Below are 19,865 nucleotides of genomic sequence, written 5' to 3'. Positions count from 1 at the left end.
ATGCTTTTCCGCTTTTAATTTTCTTTCGCTCTAACTATCGTCTTCTGCCTCCTCCAGATGAGCCCCCACTGCGCGCTGGAGTACTGCTTCTTGACGGCGTTGACCGCGGCGTACTCATATTGGACCTAAAACTCTCGTTAGACCTGTAATTATTATAATTCATCGGTCTGGTCGTTTTCTGATTTGACCTTGTATTCGACTGCTGTGTTTGTCGTGTGGTCGATTGACGAGTTGATTGTTGCGTTTGCCTGGTCGAACTTTGATTTGACTGGCGAGTTGTCGCTTCTCTGCTATTTGTCTTATTCGCCTGACGAGTTGTTGTCTGATTCGATTGCCTTGTTGTTGATTGACGAGTATTTGTATTTGCCTCTCTGGTTGCAGGTCGGGTTGTTCGTGTGGTCTCTCTGGATGAGACTCTATCATTTTTCACTCTTCCGTTAGAAGTTAAAATATTATCTCGCCTGCTGTCAATCTGACGTAATGACCTTCTATCTACTTGTCGGTTATCGCTAATATTCCGACGTACGGTTCTATTAAAATCATAGCGCGACCTTGGATGACGATATGAATGACGACAGTAATGATATGACAGATGCGGATAGCGATTAGGATATCTTCTAAACTGCCATCCTACATACCAATACGATGGCATGCCTATAAAAATCATTCCTCCACCAGGACCATAATAAAAACCGGTATGATAATACCATGGATATGGGCGCCAATAAGGTGAAGTATACCAATGTGGATAACCATACCAATATGAATAATGATGTACATAAACCACCTCAGTTTGTGTTTGAACGGGCTGATGAACATCTCCATTTCCTGTTTCTTCTGCAAATCGCTGAGCAGCATCCACCATCTCTTCCATTGCCTCCTCATCTTCTTCTAATTGCGCCCGATAATCGGCTAGCTCCTGCCTTTTCTGCTCCACTATTTCTAAATGTCGCGTTTCGAGATGAGCTTCAAGACTTGGGGCATCCTCGCGATAAGCCTGACCAATTAAACGCACCACTTCAATATTATCCGACATTGTCGACAGTACATCAGGATAATCCAGTAAGCGGGTCATGCTATTCTGTAACGATTCATCATAAGTAGAAAGCATTCTGCTGAATTCTTCTTTACTCTTTTCATTCAGGCGATGAATAGCCAATAAAGCATCATATTGCGATGATCCATATTTTTTACAAGACTCATGAATATCTTCAGGATAGATCATCGATAGTTGCTCCACTTCTTTTTTCGACTTTTTCCCTCCCTCAACCAAATCGGCAATTAAGTCGGGGTAACGAGTTAAATCATATAATCCTTCCTGAACTTCTCTTTTGTGAGGTTTCAGAATATTTTGAAAAGCCGAACCTGAATTTTGTTTCAACTTCTCCATTTTGTCGAATAACTCTGGATATAATGATACCGTAAGAATATCTGTTCTGATAGTTAAATCATATGCAGCAAGCCCATCCATCAACGAACTTTCTTCTTCAAGTAAATCTTTCAATCCATCTTTATGTTGTGCATTTACCCCCACAACAGAGATGAATGCAACCAGCAATATGATATAATATCTTGTTTTCATAACAATGGTTTTTAAGTAAGACATGCAATATCTATCTATGTAATTGCAATTGCTGTGCCTAAATTTAAAATTAGCACGGTAGTTTTACTAAGTTAATGTTTAATCATCAATAATAGACTTTTTTAACACATGCATATGCTTTACTCCTATGTTATTAATTTGTACATTACATAATTATGAACAAGACTCTAGCATGTACCTTCAATCTTTTAGCTTCTGTTATTCTAATGGTGTTAGGAATAATTTATCTCTTTAATCCTCAATATATGCCCTATCACAGGCAAGCAGTTTCGTTACCTTGGGAGGAGGTTCCTATGGAATTTCAGAAACTAATTTTAGCTTTAATGAAGGCTCTTGGCGGGGCATATCTGGCTGTTGGAATTACCATTTCTTTGCTTCAAATACAGGTTAACAAAACTCGAAACACATTGGCTGTTATCATTATTTTTGTTTCAGGAATTGTTGTAACTATCAGTTCACTTTATGCTTCTTTACTGGTTCGTATCAACACACCTGGTAAGGCACCCTATTACCTGGCTCTATTAGGAGGTATATTATTAATTGCCGGATTATATTACAACATAAAACAAACCAAAGCACATAAGAAAAGCGCAACTTGCTGAAGGTTGCGCTTTCTTCGGATTTTCATAATGCTGGTCGTATCGACCATTGGATTTTATGCCCTAAGGCATTAGTTAACTGATATCACCTCACCATCGAAACTAAACTTCTTTTATAATTTCAGTTCCACGATCAATCGCTTTCTCATTCATTGGAATAAGATGATGGTGACGCTCAGGCAAGGACTTCTTCAAACCTGCAATTACATTTTCCATTTCAACAACAGGTTTTACTTTCAAAAATCCACCCAACACAATCATGTTAAATGTTTTAACAGAATGCATTCGGGCTGCTTCTTCGGTAGCATCCACCCTATATATTTTTATATCGGTACGTTCCGGATGACGTGTTATTCCATTTCCATCATAAATTAATGTTCCCCCTGGCTTAATATCATTCTCGAATTTATCCATCGACTGCTGATTTAAAATAATAGCAGTATCAAATTCATGAAGGATGGGCGAACTAATGCGCTCATCACTGAGTATTACAGTAACATTAGCAGTTCCTCCGCGCATTTCAGGACCATAGGATGGCATCCAGCTAACTTCCTGACCTTGCATTACGCCTGAATAAGCTAGAATTTTTCCCATTGAAAGTACACCCTGACCGCCAAAACCGGCTATGATTATTTCTTCTTTCATTTTTCTAATTTTTAATCAAGATGACTACTCGTCTTTTAAATCGCCTAAAGGATACATTGGAAACATATTTTCTTCCATCCATTCGTTAGATTGAACAGGATTCATTTTCCAACCGGAATTACATGTTGCCACAACTTCAACCAGCGACGTACCTTTGTTGGCTAACTGATTTTCAAATGCTTTACGTAAAGCCTTTTTGGTTTTACGCACATTAGCCGGTGTATGAACTGCCTGACGAGTAACATAACATGTTCCTGGCAATTGAGCCAGCAAATCAGAAATTTTAATAGGCATACCATCATGACTTACATCGCGTCCCTGAGGGCAAGTTGCCGCTTTCATACCGGGCAAGGTTGTTGGAGCCATTTGCCCACCTGTCATACCGTAAATACCATTGTTGATAAACACCATAACAATGTTCTCACCACGGTTACATGCATGAATAGTTTCGGCCGTACCAATTGCCGCCAAGTCTCCGTCTCCCTGATAAGAAAACACAACCTTTTCTGGCAAAAGACGCTTAATACCAGTTGCTAAAGCAGGCGCTCTTCCGTGAGCAGCTTCCTGCCAGTCAACATCAATATAATTGTAGGCTAATACAGAACATCCAACCGGAGCTACTCCAATAGTAATATCCTGCACTCCCATTTCTTCAATCACTTCTGCAATTAATTTATGTACCGTACCATGACTACAGCCCGGGCAATAATGCATTGTATTATCTAAAAGTACAGGTGATTTTTTATATACAATATTTTCGGGAGATATTATAGAATTTGTCTCTGACATGTCTTACGCTTTTATGAGTTTATTTTCCAATGCCTCAACCACTTCACCTGGTGAGTGAACGGCTCCTCCAAATCGACCAAAATGATCAACCGGCACTTTTCCACATACCGACAGACGAACATCTTCCACCATCTGACCGGCACTCATCTCAACTGATAACATACCCTTTACTTTGTCGGCATAATGTGCTATCTGTTTTGTTGGGAATGGCCATAAAGTAATCGGTCGTAATAACCCAACTTTGATCCCTTTCTCTCGCGCTATCTCCACTGATTTTTGGCAGATACGGGCACTTGAGCCATAGGCTACAAACAAATACTCAGCGTCATCACACATATATTCTTCATAACGAACCTCATTTTCCTCGCATTCGCGATATTTATTCTGAAGCTTATGATTGAATGCCTCCTGAACACTTGGTTCCAGCTGAACTGATGTGATAATGTTTCGTTCTCTTCCATTTTTACCCATGGTCACCCAAGGATAATTCTTTTCTATATATTCATTGGTCCAGCGAGGCTTGAACTCACCCAACTCCACTTTTTCCATCATCTGGCCAATTACCCCATCAGATAATATCATAGCCGGATTACGATATTTAAAAGCCAAATCAAAAGCTAACTCAACAAAATCGGCCATTTCCTGCACTGATGCCGGAGCCAAAGTAATTAATTTATAATCACCATGCCCACCACCTTTAACAGACTGAAAGTAATCTGATTGAGCTGGTTGAATTGTTCCTAAACCGGGTCCTCCCCTAACAACATTTACTACAACACAAGGCAGTTCTGCACCTGCCAGATAAGTTAATCCCTCCTGCATCAAACTGATACCCGGACTGGATGATGATGTCATAACGCGCTTACCGCAACCGGCACCACCATATACCATATTAATTGAAGCTATTTCACTTTCGGCCTGCAATACAACCATTCCGGTTGAATCCCAAGGCGCACGGTCCATGAGGGTTTCCATAACCTCCGACTGCGGTGTAATTGGATATCCGAAATACCCATCAACGCCACAGCGGATAGCAGCTTCTGCTATTGCCTCATTACCTTTCATTAATTTTAATTCTCTCATGTGTGACTAAATTTCCTTTATTCAGTTTTACATTTAAGCAGTGGCAACTGCCTTAGCGCGATAAACGGTAATACATGTATCAGGACAAACAATCCCGCAATTGGAACAGCCGATACACGACTCAGGGTTGGCCATGTAGGCATAATGATACCCTTTGCCATTTACCTCGGCAGCCAATTCAATTACTTTTGTAGGGCAAGCAGTTACACACACTCCGCAACCTTTACAGGCTGCTGTATCGACTACAATTGCACCTTTTGCTTTTGCCATAATTTTTGAGTCTTTAATTTAACTTCAAATTTACACATCACTTCTTAAAAACAACATGATTAGTATCACTATACACTTGTTTTTAAACACATAAAGACAACTTACAATTCGTCACACACTTTGCCGTTTATGTATGATTATTTCTGAACAACTCTAATCTCTCTTTTAATTCGGCAAAGCGTTCTTTGCCGGTTTGTGAAACACAGGCTCGTAAACCTTGCTGCTTACTGCCGGTTTTACCTAAGGTAATGGCACTTATCCCATAATACAGTAATTCTTTCAACAATTCACCACCACTCATATTGCCATATCTTACTGTAAAATAAAAGCCATCTGCCAAAGGCTCATTCATATCTCTATCATATATCAACTCAAATCCATTCGATAAAAATAATTCTTTCATCCAGCCTCCTCGAATGCCATACTCTTTTACTTCGTCAAGAAACTTAAATTTTCCATCGGAAGCTGCTTTTAGCATTGCTGCCAAGGCATACTGTGCTGAATGAGATGTGCCTGATGATAAACTATACAAAACACGAGACACCAACACCTGTCCGTATTTTGGCAACCCAAATCGTTTCTGCAAATGGTCGTATTTGCGATGAAACAGCTTATCAGAAACACACATTAAACCAGTTCGTTGCCCCGCATAACTAAATGCTTTAGAACTGGATATTAACAAAACATAGTGATCAGTATATCTTCCTACGCTTGCCTGATACGGCTCTTCGAAAGGACAAGATAAATCTTTTCGAAAATCCATTGCAAAGTAAGCGAGATCTTCGATAATTACCACATCATATTTAGTGGCTAATTCACCAATAATACGTAACTCACTATCAGTAAAACAAATCCACGTTGGATTATTTGGATTGGAATATATAACTGATGCTATTCTACCAGTTGAAAAATACGATTCCAGCTTTTCACGCAATGCCTCTCCACGAAAATCATATACATCAAAAGATTCATATTTATATCCCAACACATCTAACTGCTGCTTTTGTACAGGAAACCCCGGGTCGATAAATAAAACTGTATCTTTTTCAGGATATAACTGTCCTGTAACTAAAAAATTGGCATACGAGGCCTGCATTGAACCAACCGTTGGTACACATCCCTCGGGTGATATATCCAGATTCATAAATGCTTTTACAAAGCTGCTGGCCGCCTGCTTTAATTCTTTAATTCCCTCAAGCATTGGATATTTAGATGCGACGCCTCTTTGCAAAGCATTAATTTCAGCATTTGTGCCAATAGTTGAAGGCTTTAATCCCGGTACTCCCATTTCCATTCGGATGTATTTTTCACCCGACTCTTCCTCAATATCATTTACTACAGAAACAATCTCTCGAATGGTTGCCTGATTTAGATCTTCCAGCTGATATTTTTCCAATATTTTATCAACCAGCTCAATGGATATGGGTGTACTCAAATGTTGCTGCATTGCTTTGTTGTTTGACATATTCACCCGATAAAGTTCGGGTTTATGGCACAAAAAAAGTGGTACTAAAACACCACCCTCTCTGCTATATGTTAGAATCCGAACTCGTTAATGAGTCGATTCACCCAATTATTTACTCTTTCCTCTGTGTTTTCAGGTTCACTATCTTCATCAACAGGAAGACCTAAAAACATACCTTCACGCACACCTTCCGACTCTGTAAAGACATATTCCTCAGCAGGACAGAAACCAACCACATGCGCATGCAATTCTTCTAATCTCTCATAGATCCATCCTATTGCGTCAACAAAATGTTCTGGATATTGAATATGATCCCCCAAACTAAAAATAGCTACTTTTTTTCCTTCCCAACTGGCATCCTTCAGTTTGGTAGCAAAAACATCCCAATCTGTATCTTTATATTCTGAATCCCAATTGGTTTTACCAATGGTTGAAGCACCTAATATTACATTATCATATTTATTGATTTCTGAGCCTTCACAATTTTTTACCGGAATAAGTTCAACACGATCTTTTCCAAGACGTTCCGCTATTAAATTTGCTACTTTTTCAACACTTCCTAATTGCGGACCATAAAAGATTCCAATTTGAGACATAGTTTGCGTATTTACTAATTCTGTTAATTCAAATATGCTTTTTTTATGTGAGATATGCAACTCAAAACCTAGATCACATTTGACCCGAATACTCTAATTGCCAATCACTCACCGGATCTAATTCAATAGACTAATCTAAAAATATATGATTCAAGACTAATCCAAAATTATCATTTTTCAATTCTGATTCGAGCATCTACTGCAACAATCTTTTTTCCTTTACCCAACAGTGGGTTGATATCCATCTCCTTTATTTCAGGTGAGCACTCCAGTAAACGAGAAACTCGCTCAACAACATCAGCCAATACGTGTTCATCTACACCTTCTTTTCCCCTAACTCCCTGAAGTAGTTTGTAGCCTTTCAGATTCCTAATCATAGTTAATGCTTCAGATTGAGATAAAGGAGCTAATCCAGAACTAACATCTTGAAGTACCTCAACAAAAATCCCCCCTAAACCACATAAAATAACATGCCCGAAGCCAGGTTCAAACTTAGCTCCCACAAACAATTCAAGGCCACTTAACATGGGTTGAATCATCACCGCTTCAGCATCTTCTATTTTCATTAACCGATGAAATTCATCAGTCATTTGCTCATCCGACTCTACATTCAAAACAACACCACCAACATCAGACTTATGAACCGGACCTACCACCTTCATCACAACAGGGTAACCCACTATTTTTACCAATTCCAGCAATTCCTCCAATTGGTTACTTACAAATTCTTTCACTCTTGGAATATTAGCGGCATCCAATAATGATTGAACCACATCAGGTGCAACATACCCATCACTTTGCTGATCAATTATATTTCTTATTCTCTTAACATCTACATTCTGTTCATCCTTGATTATTGGTTGCGGAATTGGCGTTTGATAAACTTTACTGATCGCTTTTCCAAAGTTCACCTCATCAGAAAATCCAAAATTACCCTTTGCCAGAAATTCATCAATAGCACCTTTAGCATTTACAACTGAAGGAAGCACGGGGTAAATGGGCTTTTTGCATGTTCGCATTTTTTCATCCAGCACAGCATACACTTCATTTATAGGAAATAGCCCAGGACTACCAAAAATTACTGCCATTCCATCTATATGGTCAAAATCATTTTCGCAGGCATCAATAATAAAGCCTAAATGCTCGGCCGTACCTGTCGCCAAAAAATCAATCGGATTGGAAACACTTGAACCCGAAAATAACTTATTTAATAGCTCTTCAGCCTTTGCTCCATCAATCGAAGGCACCTTCAATCCTCCCTCCGATAATATATCAGTTAACATTACTGCTGGCCCACCAGCATGGGTTATCACAGCTATATTCTCTCCTTTCAATTCTTTAGCCATAAAAACAGCGGCTACATCAGCCAACTCCTCCCGGCCATAGCAGCGAACAATTCCGGCTTTACGAAATAAGGCATCCACAGCTACATCACTACTTGCCAAAGCACCGGTATGACTGGAGGCAGCTCTACTTCCAGCCTCTGAAGTTCCAGCCTTAACAGCTGCAATTTTACAGCCTTTTCGAATTAACGAACTGGCATGCTTCAATAGTTTTGCCGGTTTATTTATACTTTCGAGATATAATAATTTTATTCGGGAACTTTCGTTTGGATCAAAAGTTTCATCAAGGTACTCTAACACCTCTTCCACACCCATTTGGGCGCTATTGCCAACAGAATAAACACTATTAAACTTCAGTCCTTTTGACACACCCGCTTCCATTATAAAAACGGCTGTGGCTCCAGATCCGGAGATAAAATCAGCACCCTCTTTTTCTAAAGGTGGAATAGGAGTAGTAAAAACACTATTATGGTGCGTGGTTAGTACCCCAATGCAATTGGGACCTATCAAGCAACCGTTTACTTCATTAATCGTTTTTACAATCTGTTGCTCATAATCAGCCCCTTGTTCATTCTCTTCACTAAATCCTGCTGAGATAATAATAAATGCCTTTGTGCCTTTTTGTTTCGCCAGCACGTCTACTGTTTTAGGACAAAACTGGGCAGCAACAGCAATAACAGCCATATCAATTCCTTCGGGCAAATCAGTAACATCAGCAAACGTCTTGATTCCTTGAACCGATTCACTCTTTAAGTTTGTTACATACAAATTGCCCTGATATCCACCATCCAGAATGTTCTTCAATATTTTTCCGCCCGGCTTTTGAATGTTGTCTGATCCTCCAACAACAACTATACTTTTAGGATTGATAAGTTGTGTATTTACCATCTCAGTTAACCTTTTGATTGATAAGCAATCTCTTTATCTATACAAACAGACGCTATTACTATTTCAAATTATAACAACATCCATTTTATTAATTTACAAATTATTAAACTCAATTGTAACATCCATTATTTAAAATGGACTATTAATTTGTAACGACATAAAAATAAACGAATGATTGAACTTTAAAACTGACAAATATTCTTTTTTTCTTATTTTTACCCTTTCTAAAAAAGAAATTATAGTGTTTGGAAAAACAACCCATATTATTCAAAAAAACACACTCACTAAGGATGACTTGACATACCTGATTTCACTAAAAGGTGATGAAAGGGATTATTTCTTAAAAAAGATAGGCGAAAACTATGTACAGACACTTGGAAAAAAAGTTTTTTTCAGAGGATTAGTGGAATTCTCTAATTACTGTACTAAAGATTGCCTTTATTGTGGTATCCGGAAGAGCAATCAATCATCAGACAGATATGACATTGATGATGATGAAATTTTAAAGGCAGCAAAATTTGCTTACACTAATAATTATGGATCAATTGTTCTTCAGTCCGGAGAACGAAACGACCCTATTTTCATCAAGCGCATAACCAATTTATTAAAGAAAATAAAAGATATTACAGATGGTAAATTGGGCATAACCATTTCATTGGGAGAACAAACAGAAGAAACATATCAGGCCTGGTTTGAAGCAGGCGCACATAGATATCTCTTACGAATTGAAACTTCTAATGAAGAATTGTATTATAAAATCCATCCCAAAGATACGAATCACAATTTTCAGAATAGAATAAACTGTTTGAAATCATTGCAAAAAGTGGGTTATCAAACAGGAACAGGGGTTATGATAGGATTACCCTTTCAAACCTATGAAGAACTGGCTGACGATTTGCTCTTTTTTCAAGATATAGATATTGATATGATTGGCATGGGACCGTTTATAGAGCATACCGAAACACCATTATATCAACATAAAGATAAACTTTGGTCGCTTCAACGAAGATTTGATGTTACTATAAATATGATCGCAAGCTTACGCTTATTAATGCCCGACATTAATATTGCCGCTGCAACTGCATTGCAAGCTATTGATCCTATGGGCAGAGAAAAAGCACTGAAATACGGCGCTAATGTTATAATGCCCAATATAACACCAACCATCCACCGTAAAGACTATACCTTATACGAAAATAAACCTTGCACTGACGAAGGAGCTGAAGATTGTTCAAATTGCCTTAATATTAGGGTTGAAATGGCCGATAGAGAAGTTGGCTATAGCGAATGGGGCGACTCTAAACATTTCTTTAGTCGCACCTCAGAGAACAATAAAGCCTTTTAGAAGTTAATTATTGAAACAGATTTACCGTGAATAAACCAAAAAACCATATTCTAGTTATCTTCGGAGCTTCCGGCGATTTAACCTATCGAAAGCTAATTCCTGCTGTATTTGACTTGTTTAATCAGAAACTGTTACCTAAAAACTTTGCTATTTTAGGAATTGGTCGAACAGAAATGGAAAACGAAGATTTCAGAAATAAAATGCAAGAAGGAATCCAACAATTCTCTGTTACAAAACCTTCTGGAGAAGATGAAATCAACTCGTTTGTTAATCAGTTATACTATTTCTCATTTGACACTCAATCGCCCGACGAATATGCCTTATTAAAATGGCAATTACGCGAATTGGACGAAAAATGCGGTACTGATGGCAACTTTATTTACTACATGGCTACCCCGCCAAGCATGTATAATGTAATACCTGCTCAACTGGCCAAACAAGGTCTAAGCGATGAAAATGATGGATTTAAACGGTTGATTGTTGAGAAACCTTTTGGCTATGATTTAGAAACAGCTCAAAAACTTAACAACGAACTCCTTCAACACTTTAAAGAAGAACAGATATATCGAATAGATCATTACCTGGGAAAAGAAACCGTTCAAAACTTATTGGTTACCCGTTTCTCCAATGGAATTTTCGAACCTTTATGGAACAGGAATTACATTCATCATGTTGAAATAACATCAGCGGAAAATATTGGAGTTGGAAATCGTGGAGGATATTACGAAGGATCGGGAGCTATGCGTGACATGATTCAAAACCACTTGTTACTTTTAGTGGGTATTGTAGCCATGGAGCCACCTACCATCATAGACTCAACCAACATACGTAACGAAATAGCTAAGGTATTTCATTCTTTACGTCCAATAAGTGAAGAGGAAGTTCCTAATTATGTAATAAGAGGTCAATATATAGCTTCTAACATTAAGGGCGAAAAAGTAAAAGGCTATCGTGAAGAGAAAGGTGTAGACCCCAATTCGCGAACAGAAACTTTTGTGGCCATGAAATGCTTTATCGATAACTGGCGATGGGCTGATGTACCGTTTTATATAAGAAGTGGAAAAATGCTTCCAACAAGAGTTACTGAAATTGTTATTCATTTTAAATCAACTCCACATCACTTATTTGCCAATAACGAAAGCATTGTAAATAACCACAATCAATTGGTTATTCGTATTCAACCTGATGAAGGATTACTGTTTAAATTTGGAATGAAAGTGCCTGGAGCCGGTTTTAAAGTGCAGAATGTAAATATGGATTTTCATTATAGTGATCTTGACAGCACTCATTTACCAAGTGCTTATGAAAGACTTCTGCTAGATTGTATGTTGGGCGATAGCACTCTGTATCATAGAGGAGATGCCGTAGAGGCAGCTTGGAAATTTGTAGATCCTATTTTAAAAGCATGGAAAAACAATAGCGAAATAAAAGTGCATGGTTATCCTGCCGGTACCTGGGGACCTGATGTATCAGATAATTTAATTGATGGAGAAAACATTACCTGGAGGTATCCATGTAAAAATTTAGCCAACGACGGCAATTACTGTGAGTTATAAATGGGGACAACAATAATTATTTACACCCGCTTAATTGTTGAATTAAATAATTAAGCACTTGTTTTTATACTAATGAAAGCAAATACACAGATCTTCGAAAGCAAAGAAGCGATAGCTCGTTATCTTGCAGAAAATATAAAAGAACAACTACAACAAAAAGATGAGCTTTACATAGCTCTCTCGGGAGGCAGCACTCCCAAAGCTATTTTTAAGGTATGGGCCCAAGAATATGCAAAAGACATTGACTGGGCTTCCATAAAATTCTTCTGGGGAGATGAACGATGTGTTCCACCTGATGATATTGAAAGTAATTTTGGAATGACCAAAGAATATCTTTTTGATCATGTTGGAACAAAAGGCATTAACATATTCAGAGTTAAAGGCGAATTATCCGAAGAGAAAGCACTGGAGGATTACATTACCTGCATTGAGGAAAATGTTCCTTTTGAAAATAATTTACCTCAATTCGATATTATGTTATTGGGCATGGGTGATGACGGACATACTGCTTCAATTTTCCCACATCAGATTAATCTTTGGGACGAAGACACGGTTTGCACTTTGGCAAAACATCCCGAAAGTGGACAAACAAGAGTGAGTCTTACAGGTAAAACCATAAATAATTCACAACGCATTTTCTTTTTAGTAACAGGCAGCAATAAAGCTGAAAAAGTAAATGAAATCATTAATAAAAAAGAACAGTACAATAGCTACCCTGCATCGCTAGTTAGTACCAATCAACTTACTTGGTTACTTGACAAAGAAGCTGCTTCGGAATTATTATAAATTATTTTCAGGTATTTTATCATAACATCAAACTTTAACTGATTTTTTCCGTAAATTGAGTATATCCAATATTGATCTATGATAAATACGAAGCCAACCATATTGCTTGTTGACGACTCTCAGGTTAATCTGGAAATCTTAAAAGACTCGTTATCAAAGTATATCACCATATCAGCATTAAATGGTGATACTGCTATTGAATTGGCTCTGTCGCGCGAAAAACCAGATCTGATTTTATTGGATATAATCATGCCGGGAATGGATGGTTTTGAAGTTTGTAAAATACTTAAAAGCAACGAGGTAACTCGCGACATTCCAGTCATATTTATTACCGGCCAGAATGATATGGATAGCATTATTAAAGGATTTGAATCAGGTGCTGTGGATTTTATTACCAAACCCTTTAATATACTTGAGTTAAAAGCCAGAGTTAAAACTCAGGTAGCCATTAAAATGGCGCGAGATCAGAATAAAAGACTTATTCAGAAGATTGGAGCTATCAATAAAAAACTGACCGATAGTATTGAGTATGCCAAAAAGATTCAAACAGCCAGTCTCCCCAAAAAATCAGAATTAGACAGATTGTTACCAGAATACTTTGTAATGCTGAAACCCAGAGACATTGTAAGCGGTGACTTCTATTGGGTGAGCGAAGTAAGAGGCAAAGTAATAATAGTAGCAGCAGACTGTACCGGACACGGTGTCCCTGGTGCCATTATGAGTATGTTTGGAGTTGCTTACCTCCACGAAATAATTAATGACAAAGGAGAAACAGAGCCTGCCAAAATACTTGACCGCTTAAGAGAGATTGTAATTCAATCGCTTCAGCAAGATGAAAAAAGTGAGATTAAAGACGGTATGGACATTAGCATTGTAACCATTGATAAAGAAAAAAATGAGTTGCAATTTGCGGGTGCATTTAATCCCATCATCTTAATCAGAAACGACTTTTTGAATATCTACCCAGCCGATCACATGCCTGTTGCTTACGGCGAAGTCGATCGCTCTTTCAGAAATCACACCATCAATTATCAGAATGGCGACTGCTTGTACATGTACTCCGATGGTTATGCCTCTCAGTTTGGAGGTCCAAATGATAAAAAATTAATGCAAAAAGGATTTCGACAACTTATTATGGATCATCACAACTTACCTATGGATGAACAGAAAATTCAGTTTGAAAACTTTTTAACTACCTGGAAAGGAAGTACTGATCAAATTGATGATATTCTACTAATAGGAATAAGGTTATAATCATAAAACAGTAAATTTTTCTCTCCTATTTCTAAAAAAATTGAGATTTGAATAAGGGTATTTTATTTGATTGCTTGTCCTTTAATCGAAAGACAAGTAAAAATCAATTAAACCTATTATACCATGAAAACAAATCCTTTAATTTCAAACCCCGTTAATCGTGTTCTTACACTTTTAATTATTGCTCTTTTTGTTTCAGGAAATATTTTTGCAAGTAATTTATTGAGAAATCAAGAGCAAACAGACACACTCTCATTCAAAACAGTAAAAGGTAAAATTATGGACTCCGACAACGGTTCACCTCTTGTTTTTGCCAATCTGGCCGTTGAAGGAACAAACATCGCCACAGTTTCTAATTCTGAAGGTGATTTTAGCCTAAAAGTTCCAAAAGAAATGCTAAGCAAAAAACTTTCTGTTTCTTACATTGGCTACCAAAGTAAATCGTTTACTATTAGTGATCTAAAAGAAGACAGAAATAAAATCAAGCTAGATCTACTAACTGTTTCTTTAGATGCTATAAATGTATTTCCTAAAGATCCCTACCTTCTGATTCAGGCCGTTTTAAAACGCAGACAACAAAACTATGTGCAGGATGAAAGCTTAATGACAGCCTTTTATAGAGAGACCATTAAAAACAGACGAAAGTATGCATCTTTATCCGAAGCTGTTGTTGAAGTTTATAAACACTCATATGGCAACGAGCGACAAGATGTTGTTCGATTAATGAAAGGCAGAAAAAGTGCCGATTACTCAAAACTTGATACGCTGGTATTTAAACTACAGGGTGGCCCATATTCAACATTAATGTTAGACATAATGAAAAACCCATACATGATATTGGATTATGATGTTATTAACGACTATGACTTTTCAATTGCCAATGTCACCCGAGAAGATAACCGACTACTCTATGTACTTGAGTTTGCTCAGCAAAAATGGGTAAAAGAGCCTCTATTTTACGGTAAACTATACATTGACGCTGAAAGCTTAGCCATTGTAAATGCAACTTACAATATAAATACAGAAGATAAAGTAGCCGTTGGTCGTATGTTTATTAAGCGTAAACCAATGGGAGCCGAAGTTTACCCAACAGAAGCCAGCTATATGGTTTCATACCGCGAAAAGGATGGAAAATGGATTTATGGTTATTCAAGAGGAGAACTTACTTTTAAAGTTAAGTGGAAAAAACGCTTATTCAATTCGGTTTATCATACCGGTATAGAAATGGCTGTCACCGACTGGAAACCAACTAATGAGAAACCTTTCAAAGGTTCAGATCGTATGAAAATGAACGTTGTAATGTCTGATACACAAATGGGCTTCACCGATGATAATTTTTGGGGCACTTACAATGTTATTGAACCTGAAAAATCAATTGAATCAGCGATAAAGAAAATTCAGAAAAACCTTGAAAAGCTAGAACATTAAAATAATTCCACCACAGAATAATAGTGATAGATGAAGAAGCCGGGCTGCATAGTCCGGCTTTTTTAATTATAAACCGATATTTGAGCATTTAATTTACGCATCTCTCTTAGTAGAAAAAATGACGTTACAAATGCAGATATAGTATCTGCTATTGGTCCGGCAAACCAAACACCATCTAAACCATAAAACTTGGGTAAGAACAACAAAATAGGCAATAAAACAATCACTTGACGAAGTAAAGAAATAAGGGCAGCTAATCCGGCTTTACCAGTAGATTGAAAATAATTACCTGTGATAATCTGAAATCCAACTAATGGTAATGCCAGTAAAAATATACGTAAGCCTCTGACACCAATCTCTAAAAGTTCTGCGTCGTTGGTATTAAATAATTTAATTATCGATCGGGGAAACAACTCTCCTGCCATAAATCCAACAATTGAAACAACAGTAGCTGCTATCAGACCTATAACCAATGTTTCTTTTACTCTTCTATAGTCCTTTCCCCCATAATTAAAGCTGATGATGGGTTGAGCCGCCATATTTATGGCAATAATTGTCATCACCATCAACATTGCAATACTTAAAATAATACCCATAGCACCAACAGCAATATCGCCTCCATATTTAACCAGTTGCACATTAAAAGTACCAAATACCAAACTAGAAGCCAGCTGCATAGCAAATGGAGAAAAACCTATAGTAACAATATACCAGACAATATCTTTTTGTACGGTGAAATTTTTAGAATGTAAGCGTATAACCGCCCTATTGCTTCTAAAATGGGAAATAACCCAAAAGCATAGTACTATTTGAGAAATAACGGTTGCATAGGCAGCTCCCTTTACACCCATATCTAACCAGAAAATAAAAATAGGATCAAGAATCAGGTTTAAACCAGCAGCAATTACCATCGAAAACATGGCTACTTTAGCACTTCCTTCTGAACGTATAAGATTATTTAATGAATAACCTACCACTTGAAATATGGTTCCACCTAAAATAATATTAAGGTAATCGTTAGCATACCCATATGTTTCTTCATTTACTCCAAAAAAAGTTAACAAGGGATGCTTAATCAAAAATCCTATTAGAGTAATAAAAAATGCCACAACAATCATCAGAACAAAAGCATTACCTAAAACTTTTTCTGCTCGATTAAAATCCTTTTTACCCAGATTAAATGAAACCCGAACACCGGCACCAACTCCAATGAGCATACCAAAAGCCATAATAATAACCATGATCGGAAAGATGGCACTCAATCCGGATAAAGCCAAAGATCCCACTCCTTGCCCTATAAAGATTCGATCCACAATATTATACAACGAATTGATAATCACTCCTGCAAACGCAGGCATGAAGTATTTATATAATAGTTTCGAAATCTTCTCACCTTCCAGCTCTTTGACATTTCTATCTGACATTCCTCTCAAATTTGCTACAAAACTACTAAAAGGTATTTCAAATAAAGTGATTAAAAAATTAAAATATAATACACCTAACATTTTACTAGACGTCAATACTATACATTTATTCCATCAGACTGAACCTTTACTTTAATCGTAATTTTATGAAAATACTTTTGATCAATTAAGTTGAATGATTATCTTTGCATCGCTTTTGTAAAAAGGCAATAAGGATGGTCCCGTAGCTCAGCTGGATAGAGCAACAGCCTTCTAAGCTGTGGGTCACAGGTTCGAATCCTGTCGGGATCACTAGAAAGAATATCAAAAACAACTAAAAGCGCTTAAAATGAATGTTTTAAGCGCTTTTTTAATTTTAGTCAAACAGCAAAAAATAGCTTAAAATTCCCTCTTAAAAGAGACTTTACCGAGACCTATTCATTTTTTTACAAAATAGGTCTCGGCAAATCATAATCTTCTGATATTTTGAAATTTATATTGATTCCTTTTAGGTCATTTTGGGTTTTAATTCGATAATTCAAGTGTGTAATTTCGAATTTGCCGAGACCTTTCGAGACCAATTATTGAATAGTAATTTTAAAATATTGAACTATGAGACTCATTACTAACTTCTTATTAAAGAAATCAAAACGTAGAAAAGACGGCAAATATCCTGTTTACATTCGTTGTACAATTGATTTAAAAAGGATAGAATTATCAACAGGCGTTTATCTAAATTCATGCGATTGGGATAATTTAGCACAACAAGTTGTTCCATTAGCTGAGAATTCAAGGAATTTGAATAAGAAACTAAATAATTTTTCAAATACCATATTTGATAAGTATTACCAATTAGAAGCTATAGGAAATCCGTATGATATCAACAATTTAAAAGAATGTCTAACCAACACTCCCAAACATTTCCTTGTTGATACCTTTCAAACCATTCTTGATGATATCCATAGACGCGTAGGATATGACTATTCTTATGGAACCTACAAACATTATAAAACCATCTTGGGGAGACTCAAGGAGTTTATTAAAGTAACCTACAAAAAAACGGATATCCCTTTATCAGGTATCAATTTCAAGTTTATAACTTCATTTGACTCATTTTTAAAAATACATCATAGTGTCGGTCCTAATACAATTGGCCACTATCATAAAAAACTAAAGAAAGTATTAAATGATTCCATTGCCTTAGGCTTAATCGATAAAAATCCATACACACGTTTTAAGATTAAGCGTTATCAACCTAATAGAGACTTCTTATCCCTAAATGAGATCAGAAAAATTGAAAACAAGAAAATTGAGATAGAAAGAGTAAGAACTGTTAGAGATATTTTTTTATTTGCCTGTTATACAGGTTTATCTTATTCTGATATACATCTACTGACTAAATTTCATATATTCAAAGGGGATGATGCTGAAGAATGGATAATAATTGACAGAACTAAAACATCAACTCGCTGCCGAATACCTATATTGCCAAAAGCAAAAGCCATACTAACAAAATACGAAAACTATCCGGAGAGTGTAAACAAAGGTAAACTCCTTCCAACAAACAGTAACCAAAAAATGAATACCTACCTTAAAGAAATAGCTGATATATGTGATATTAAAAAGGCTCTTACAATGCATGTAGCTAGACATACCTTTGCAACTACTATTACTCTTGCAAACGGAGTTCCTATTGAAACAGTTTCTAAAATGCTAGGTCATACTTCAATAAAAACCACACAGATATATGGTAAAATAATTGATTCTAAAATAAGTAAGGACATGAAAAAAATAAAGAATATATGGCAGTCCTTTTAAGTATTTAATTTATTGCTTATCCGCAATGTATCATAATCCTGTAATCCCAGCTATCACAAGGCGATCAAAGAGCCTTTCTCCAAAATACCTTCGATTTAGCTTGTAAACAAATTCGTTGAGATACAACTGTAGATACTTCCCTTTTATCTTATGATAGTTGCCAAGTAGATTTCGTTTTGCATTACTGATCGTAATATGCACCCAACGAAGTGTTTCTTTTGTGAGTTCCTCGCTGGATTTTTCGGAAATATGCAGCTCTACATAGTCCGAAATATCAATATATGAAGAACTATCATCGGTAAATACAATACTGGATTCTGCAAATGAATTTTCTACAGTATGATTTATCTCGTTCGCTTTATGTGTTTCGAGCACTTTGGCTTTAAAGTACCTGCACTGACTTGTTTTCTTACCTGTTTCAATATCTTCTAGCTGTGTTGATTCGGCCATGATGGCTACATTTGATTTTCCAGCAGCGCCACGACCACGTTTGCCTTTTGCTTTCTCTATATCGGTTGACTCTACAGTAAAGTACCCTTCGTCCATTTCAATCATTCCCTCAAGTGAATAGCGAGAGTCCCGGTTCCCCATTGCCTTGCGTAACTTATGTACCATTGCCCAGACAGGCTCGTATCGCTTTAAACCAAGCTGTCGCTGAATCTCTTTACTGGAAAAACCTTTCTCCGTAGCTGTTAGTAGAAACATTGTTTTATACCAAATCATAAAAGACAAGTTCGACCCCTGCATAATTGTTCCGCTTCGTAATGAGGTTCGGCTCCTACAGCTCTTACACTCATAGCTCCATCTGCTTTTTATCCAGTAATGTTCTGTACATCCACACTTATTGCAAACAACTCCAATCTTGTCCCGCTCTTCTTTAAAATGCTCTTTGCAAGCCTCTTCACTTGAGAAGTGAGCCGTAAAACTAAAAATATTCATTGGTGTATTTTTGAAACATACTCAAAGTTAATATTTTATTCTATATTATGAGTAT

17 protein-coding genes and 1 tRNA gene are annotated in these 19,865 nt (G+C 36.8%); 8 read left to right on the top strand and 10 right to left on the bottom strand.

Annotated elements, in window-relative coordinates:
• Window positions 1-34: 34 nt before the first annotated feature.
• The gene (locus tag KEM10_RS11420; protein WP_212216134.1) at window positions 35-1,582 is read right to left on the bottom strand and encodes a DUF3300 domain-containing protein; all 1,548 of its coding nucleotides are present in this window, start codon (window positions 1,580-1,582) and stop codon (window positions 35-37) included.
• A 176-nt stretch (window positions 1,583-1,758) separates the two neighbouring features.
• Between KEM10_RS11420 and KEM10_RS11415 the strand changes: the two genes are divergently transcribed.
• The gene (locus tag KEM10_RS11415) at window positions 1,759-2,205 is read left to right on the top strand and encodes a hypothetical protein (protein WP_212216133.1); all 447 of its coding nucleotides are present in this window, start codon (window positions 1,759-1,761) and stop codon (window positions 2,203-2,205) included.
• A gap of 99 nt (window positions 2,206-2,304) precedes the next feature.
• On the opposite strand, the gene KEM10_RS11410 is transcribed toward KEM10_RS11415, so the two are convergent.
• The 7 genes from KEM10_RS11410 to KEM10_RS11380 form a co-directional block, all read right to left on the bottom strand.
• The gene (locus KEM10_RS11410) at window positions 2,305-2,847 is read right to left on the bottom strand and encodes a 2-oxoacid:acceptor oxidoreductase family protein (protein WP_212216132.1); all 543 of its coding nucleotides are present in this window, start codon (window positions 2,845-2,847) and stop codon (window positions 2,305-2,307) included.
• A 24-nt stretch (window positions 2,848-2,871) separates the two neighbouring features.
• On the bottom strand, window positions 2,872-3,636 hold the full coding sequence (locus tag KEM10_RS11405; RefSeq protein ID WP_212216131.1) for a thiamine pyrophosphate-dependent enzyme: 765 nt from the start codon (window positions 3,634-3,636) through the stop codon (window positions 2,872-2,874).
• Window positions 3,637-3,639: 3 nt separating this feature from the next.
• Complete coding sequence (locus KEM10_RS11400) at window positions 3,640-4,719, bottom strand: 3-methyl-2-oxobutanoate dehydrogenase subunit VorB (protein ID WP_244825777.1); 1,080 nt, start codon at window positions 4,717-4,719, stop codon at window positions 3,640-3,642.
• 33 nt (window positions 4,720-4,752) lie between these two features.
• Window positions 4,753-4,989, bottom strand: coding sequence for a 4Fe-4S dicluster domain-containing protein (locus KEM10_RS11395; RefSeq protein ID WP_212216130.1), 237 nt, complete (start codon window positions 4,987-4,989; stop codon window positions 4,753-4,755).
• Window positions 4,990-5,116: 127 nt separating this feature from the next.
• Window positions 5,117-6,454: an aminotransferase class I/II-fold pyridoxal phosphate-dependent enzyme gene (locus KEM10_RS11390; RefSeq protein ID WP_244825775.1), complete on the bottom strand. Its 1,338-nt coding sequence runs from the start codon at window positions 6,452-6,454 to the stop codon at window positions 5,117-5,119.
• Between the two features lie 71 nt (window positions 6,455-6,525).
• Window positions 6,526-7,050, bottom strand: coding sequence for a flavodoxin (locus KEM10_RS11385; protein WP_212216129.1), 525 nt, complete (start codon window positions 7,048-7,050; stop codon window positions 6,526-6,528).
• Window positions 7,051-7,220: 170 nt separating this feature from the next.
• Window positions 7,221-9,281, bottom strand: coding sequence for an acetate--CoA ligase family protein (locus KEM10_RS11380; RefSeq protein ID WP_212216128.1), 2,061 nt, complete (start codon window positions 9,279-9,281; stop codon window positions 7,221-7,223).
• A 241-nt stretch (window positions 9,282-9,522) separates the two neighbouring features.
• On the opposite strand from KEM10_RS11380, the gene hydE reads away from it, so the two are divergent.
• The 5 genes from hydE to KEM10_RS11355 all read left to right on the top strand — a co-directional run bounded on the left by hydE (window position 9,523) and on the right by KEM10_RS11355 (window position 15,650).
• Complete coding sequence (hydE, locus tag KEM10_RS11375) at window positions 9,523-10,626, top strand: [FeFe] hydrogenase H-cluster radical SAM maturase HydE (protein ID WP_212216127.1); 1,104 nt, start codon at window positions 9,523-9,525, stop codon at window positions 10,624-10,626.
• A gap of 26 nt (window positions 10,627-10,652) precedes the next feature.
• Window positions 10,653-12,182, top strand: a complete 1,530-nt coding sequence (gene zwf, locus KEM10_RS11370; RefSeq protein ID WP_212216126.1) for a glucose-6-phosphate dehydrogenase — start codon at window positions 10,653-10,655, stop codon at window positions 12,180-12,182.
• A 72-nt stretch (window positions 12,183-12,254) separates the two neighbouring features.
• Entirely contained in the window at window positions 12,255-12,968 is a 714-nt protein-coding gene (gene pgl / locus KEM10_RS11365) for a 6-phosphogluconolactonase (RefSeq protein ID WP_212216125.1), read from the top strand.
• A gap of 78 nt (window positions 12,969-13,046) precedes the next feature.
• Window positions 13,047-14,222, top strand: a complete 1,176-nt coding sequence (locus KEM10_RS11360) for a PP2C family protein-serine/threonine phosphatase (RefSeq protein WP_212216124.1) — start codon at window positions 13,047-13,049, stop codon at window positions 14,220-14,222.
• A gap of 123 nt (window positions 14,223-14,345) precedes the next feature.
• On the top strand, window positions 14,346-15,650 hold the full coding sequence (locus KEM10_RS11355; protein WP_212216123.1) for a carboxypeptidase-like regulatory domain-containing protein: 1,305 nt from the start codon (window positions 14,346-14,348) through the stop codon (window positions 15,648-15,650).
• A gap of 62 nt (window positions 15,651-15,712) precedes the next feature.
• On the opposite strand, the gene KEM10_RS11350 is transcribed toward KEM10_RS11355, so the two are convergent.
• Window positions 15,713-17,074, bottom strand: coding sequence for an MATE family efflux transporter (locus KEM10_RS11350; RefSeq protein WP_212216122.1), 1,362 nt, complete (start codon window positions 17,072-17,074; stop codon window positions 15,713-15,715).
• Between the two features lie 217 nt (window positions 17,075-17,291).
• Between KEM10_RS11350 and KEM10_RS11345 the strand changes: the two genes are divergently transcribed.
• Window positions 17,292-17,365 (top strand) — tRNA-Arg (locus KEM10_RS11345).
• A 300-nt stretch (window positions 17,366-17,665) separates the two neighbouring features.
• Window positions 17,666-18,871: a site-specific integrase gene (locus tag KEM10_RS11340; RefSeq protein ID WP_212216121.1), complete on the top strand. Its 1,206-nt coding sequence runs from the start codon at window positions 17,666-17,668 to the stop codon at window positions 18,869-18,871.
• Window positions 18,872-18,901: 30 nt separating this feature from the next.
• Here KEM10_RS11340 and KEM10_RS11335 read toward each other — a convergent pair whose 3' ends face one another.
• A complete protein-coding gene (locus KEM10_RS11335) occupies window positions 18,902-19,810 on the bottom strand; it encodes an IS1595 family transposase (protein ID WP_212216120.1) in 909 nt (302 codons plus the stop codon).
• Between the last annotated feature and the right edge of the window lie 55 nt (window positions 19,811-19,865).

Source organism: Carboxylicivirga linearis, from assembly GCF_018271995.1.
Taxonomy (GTDB): domain Bacteria; phylum Bacteroidota; class Bacteroidia; order Bacteroidales; family Marinilabiliaceae; genus Carboxylicivirga; species Carboxylicivirga linearis.
Note: the sequence above shows the minus strand (reverse complement) of the source record. Positions and strands in the feature narration are given on the sequence as shown.

Excerpts from the sequence above, each read along its gene's own strand:
- KEM10_RS11415 (WP_212216133.1), top strand. The coding sequence starts at position 1,759 with ATGAACAAGACTCTAGCATGTACCTTCAATCTTTTAGCTTCTGTTATT.
- KEM10_RS11380 (WP_212216128.1), bottom strand. The coding sequence starts at position 9,281 with ATGGTAAATACACAACTTATCAATCCTAAAAGTATAGTTGTTGTTGGA.
- pgl (WP_212216125.1), top strand. The coding sequence starts at position 12,255 with ATGAAAGCAAATACACAGATCTTCGAAAGCAAAGAAGCGATAGCTCGT.
- KEM10_RS11400 (WP_244825777.1), bottom strand. The coding sequence starts at position 4,719 with ATGAGAGAATTAAAATTAATGAAAGGTAATGAGGCAATAGCAGAAGCT.
- KEM10_RS11355 (WP_212216123.1), top strand. The coding sequence starts at position 14,346 with ATGAAAACAAATCCTTTAATTTCAAACCCCGTTAATCGTGTTCTTACA.
- KEM10_RS11420 (WP_212216134.1), bottom strand. The coding sequence starts at position 1,582 with ATGAAAACAAGATATTATATCATATTGCTGGTTGCATTCATCTCTGTT.
- KEM10_RS11390 (WP_244825775.1), bottom strand. The coding sequence starts at position 6,454 with ATGTCAAACAACAAAGCAATGCAGCAACATTTGAGTACACCCATATCC.
- KEM10_RS11385 (WP_212216129.1), bottom strand. The coding sequence starts at position 7,050 with ATGTCTCAAATTGGAATCTTTTATGGTCCGCAATTAGGAAGTGTTGAA.
- KEM10_RS11335 (WP_212216120.1), bottom strand. The coding sequence starts at position 19,810 with ATGAATATTTTTAGTTTTACGGCTCACTTCTCAAGTGAAGAGGCTTGC.
- KEM10_RS11350 (WP_212216122.1), bottom strand. The coding sequence starts at position 17,074 with ATGTCAGATAGAAATGTCAAAGAGCTGGAAGGTGAGAAGATTTCGAAA.
- KEM10_RS11360 (WP_212216124.1), top strand. The coding sequence starts at position 13,047 with ATGATAAATACGAAGCCAACCATATTGCTTGTTGACGACTCTCAGGTT.
- KEM10_RS11340 (WP_212216121.1), top strand. The coding sequence starts at position 17,666 with ATGAGACTCATTACTAACTTCTTATTAAAGAAATCAAAACGTAGAAAA.
- KEM10_RS11395 (WP_212216130.1), bottom strand. The coding sequence starts at position 4,989 with ATGGCAAAAGCAAAAGGTGCAATTGTAGTCGATACAGCAGCCTGTAAA.
- KEM10_RS11410 (WP_212216132.1), bottom strand. The coding sequence starts at position 2,847 with ATGAAAGAAGAAATAATCATAGCCGGTTTTGGCGGTCAGGGTGTACTT.
- KEM10_RS11405 (WP_212216131.1), bottom strand. The coding sequence starts at position 3,636 with ATGTCAGAGACAAATTCTATAATATCTCCCGAAAATATTGTATATAAA.